The organism is Mesorhizobium sp. M2A.F.Ca.ET.037.01.1.1 (assembly GCF_003998075.1).
Classification (GTDB): Bacteria; Pseudomonadota; Alphaproteobacteria; order Rhizobiales; family Rhizobiaceae; genus Mesorhizobium.
Window position 1 is genome coordinate 1 of record NZ_RZSA01000888.1, and the last position, 2,748, is coordinate 2,748.

General features: G+C 63.5%; 4 protein-coding genes. 3 read left to right on the forward strand and 1 reads right to left on the reverse strand.

Annotation, left to right across the window (positions count from 1 at the left end):
* The 3 genes from EOA27_RS30775 to EOA27_RS30785 all read left to right on the forward strand — a co-directional run.
* Positions 1-596: FHIPEP family type III secretion protein (locus EOA27_RS30775; RefSeq protein ID WP_189562162.1), on the forward strand; the 596-nt coding region annotated here is incomplete at its 5' end.
* Entirely contained in the window at positions 593-1,345 is a 753-nt protein-coding gene (fliR, locus tag EOA27_RS30780) for a flagellar biosynthetic protein FliR (protein WP_126081503.1), read from the forward strand. The genes EOA27_RS30775 and fliR, both read left to right, overlap by 4 nt.
* A gap of 2 nt (positions 1,346-1,347) precedes the next feature.
* Positions 1,348-1,731: a hypothetical protein gene (locus EOA27_RS30785; RefSeq protein WP_127258016.1), complete on the forward strand. Its 384-nt coding sequence runs from the start codon at positions 1,348-1,350 to the stop codon at positions 1,729-1,731.
* Between the two features lie 395 nt (positions 1,732-2,126).
* On the opposite strand, the gene EOA27_RS30790 is transcribed toward EOA27_RS30785, so the two are convergent.
* Positions 2,127-2,748 (reverse strand): tetratricopeptide repeat protein (locus EOA27_RS30790; RefSeq protein ID WP_210214182.1); only part of this gene is annotated, 622 nt, incomplete at its 5' end.

Consider the following 2,748-nt stretch of genomic DNA (forward strand, 5'->3'; position numbering starts at 1 on the left):
ACCTGCCCCAGCTTCTCTCCTACAAGGACATGAAGGCGCTGCTGGAGCGGCTCGACCCCGAATACCGCAAGCTCGCCGACGAGATCTGCACCTCGCACATCTCCTACCCCGGCCTGCAGGCGGTGCTGAAGCTGCTGCTCGCCGAGCGCGTCTCGATCCGCAACCTGCACCTGATCATCGAGGCGATCGCCGAGATCGCGCCGCATGTGCGCCGCACCGAGCAGATCGTCGAGCATGTGCGCATCCGCATGGCGCAGCAGATCTGCGGCGACCTCTCCGAAGGCGGCACGCTCAAGGTGCTGCGCCTCGGCAACCGCTGGGACCTCGCCTTCCATCAAAGCCTCAAGCGTGACGCCAAGGGCGAGGTACGCGAGTTCGACATCGATCCGCGCCAGCTCGAGGAGTTCGGCCAGGACGCGACCAAGGCGATCCGCAAGCATCTCGAGGCCGGCGAGCGCTTCGTGCTGGTCACCGCGCCCGACGCGCGGCCCTATGTGCGCATGATCATCGAGCGGCTGTTCACCACGCTTCCCGTTCTCAGCCATGTCGAGATCGCCAAGGGCGTCGAGATCAAGGTGCTCGGAACGATCTCGTGAACGCGCTCTCGCAAGGCGTCGTCATCGCCGCGTTCCTCGCCTTCTGCCGCATCGGCGCCTGCTTCATGCTGATGCCCGGCCTGTCCAGCGCGCGCGTGCCGCTGCAGATCAGACTGTTCGTCTCGGTTGCCGCGACCGGCGGCCTGCTCGCCTTCCTGTGGGACCGCATCTACCCGTTCGTCGATCCGCGCCCGCAGGTGCTCGCGCCGATGATCGTCTCCGAGTTGCTGGTCGGCGGGCTGATCGGCGCCATGACCAGGCTTCATATGGAAGCGCTGCGTTTCATGGGCTCGGCCATCGCCACGCTGATCGGCTATGGCGGCTCGGGCGGGCCGGCGATCGAGGAGCCGGAGCCGCAGGCAGCCCTTGCCGCCATCATCTCGTTCTCGGCCCTGCTTCTGCTCTTTGTCTTTGACTTCGACCACGAGATCGTCAAGGCGCTGGTCGCCTCCTACCAGGTCGCGCCGGTCAACGTGTTCTTCAATCCGCAGGCGGCGCTGGTCGACGTCACCGACACCGTGTCGGACGCCTTCTTCCTGGTCATCCGGCTCGGCAGCCCCTTCGTCGCCTATGCCATCCTGGTCAATCTGACGATCGGCTTCGTCAACAAGCTGACGCCGCAGATCCCGGTCTATTTCATCTCCCTGCCCTTCGTCATCGCCGGCGGTATGATCATCTTCTATTTCGCCGTCGGCACGCTGCTGTCACTCTTCGTCGACGGCTTCGTCGACCTCACGCTGGCGAGATAGCCATGACCACGCGCAAGGATCGTCTGAAGAAATTGGTCAAGGTGCAGGAGCAATTGAAGGCGCTGCACGAGACCCGCCATGCCGGCTTCCTCGCCGCCGCCGTCAAGGCGGAAGCGGAGGTCAAGGAACTGATCGAGCATTTCGACACCGGCAAATCGCTCGCCGGCCTCTTTCCCGCGCTCTACCACAAGCGCATTACCGACGCGCTCGGCCGCCAGAAACAGAACCTGGAAGATGCCAAGCACGAAGCCGCGCTGATCGCCACCGCGACGGCGCGCACCAACATGGTCGAGCGCGCCTACAAGGATGTGCGCCGCCGCGACGAACGCGAACGCTCCGACCGCGAGCGGCTCGATCTCATCACGCAGAAGCGGGCCGAGGAGTAGCTCGGTAACAACCCGAAGGTGATTTACGGGCGATACCACAACCGCTTTGCGCCTATCTCGGCCATAGAGGTCGGCTTCGCAGCTTCCTCAAAGTGGACGTTGCCGAGCGACTAGGAGGTGGTGGTAGCGACGAAAACGGACGATCAGCCGTTGTCTTGCGAAGCAGCCGTTGCCTACGTCCTAAGGATCGCCGACTGGCTCGATTTCGAGCAGGTGGCGCCCCAATCGCCGGCACAGGCGACGAGTTGGGATCAGGACCTCTCACCCCTCACATGACGCGGATCGCTTTGTACGGCGTCCTGCGGCGACTTGTGCCGGGCCAACGCAACCCACGGGGCTGTCTTTCGCGATCCCGGTGCGTTCCCCACTCGCTGTCATGCGCCAGCCCGACAGCGCTATTCCGGCAGGCCCGCCTTTCGCAAGCCTTCTACAAGCAGAGCCAAATCGGCCGGACGGCAGGTCGGCATGACATCAGCCAGATTGGAAATTCGCTGGCCGGGATCGAGCCCGAGAATTCGGCTCACGACCTTTTGCGCCTCCTCTGTTCGGCCGGCGTGAGCATAGCTTGCAGCCGCAAAGCGCAACGAGGGCAAAAAGTCCGGTTTTTCCCGCAACGATCTTTCAGCCCAAGTTGATGCCTCCTCAAATCGACCAGCGAAGAGATGAGCCACTGCAACCGCATTCTGCATGTCGAACATCAGCGGGTCGACTGGGCTCATGCGCATCGCCGTCGCGAGGTGCCGAAGTGAGGTTTCCGTATCGCCGAGGTCGGCTCTGACCCAGCCGCTGAATAGCCACGCAGTAGCCAGGTTCGGATTGAGCGCAAGCGCGCGGTCAATGAACGCTGCCCCGCTATTGTTGTCGCCCACGACGTAGGCGAGCGCGATCCCGCCGCGGGAAAGAGCGATCGCGTCATCCCTGCCCAAATCCATGGCCTTCAAAGCTAGGCGCTCGGTTTCGGCGGTTTCCAGCTTGCGATCCGTCATCCAACCGTTCGCCTTGCGTATGACGGCACAC

Excerpts from the sequence above, each read along its gene's own strand:
- EOA27_RS30785 (WP_127258016.1), top strand. The coding sequence starts at position 1,348 with ATGACCACGCGCAAGGATCGTCTGAAGAAATTGGTCAAGGTGCAGGAG.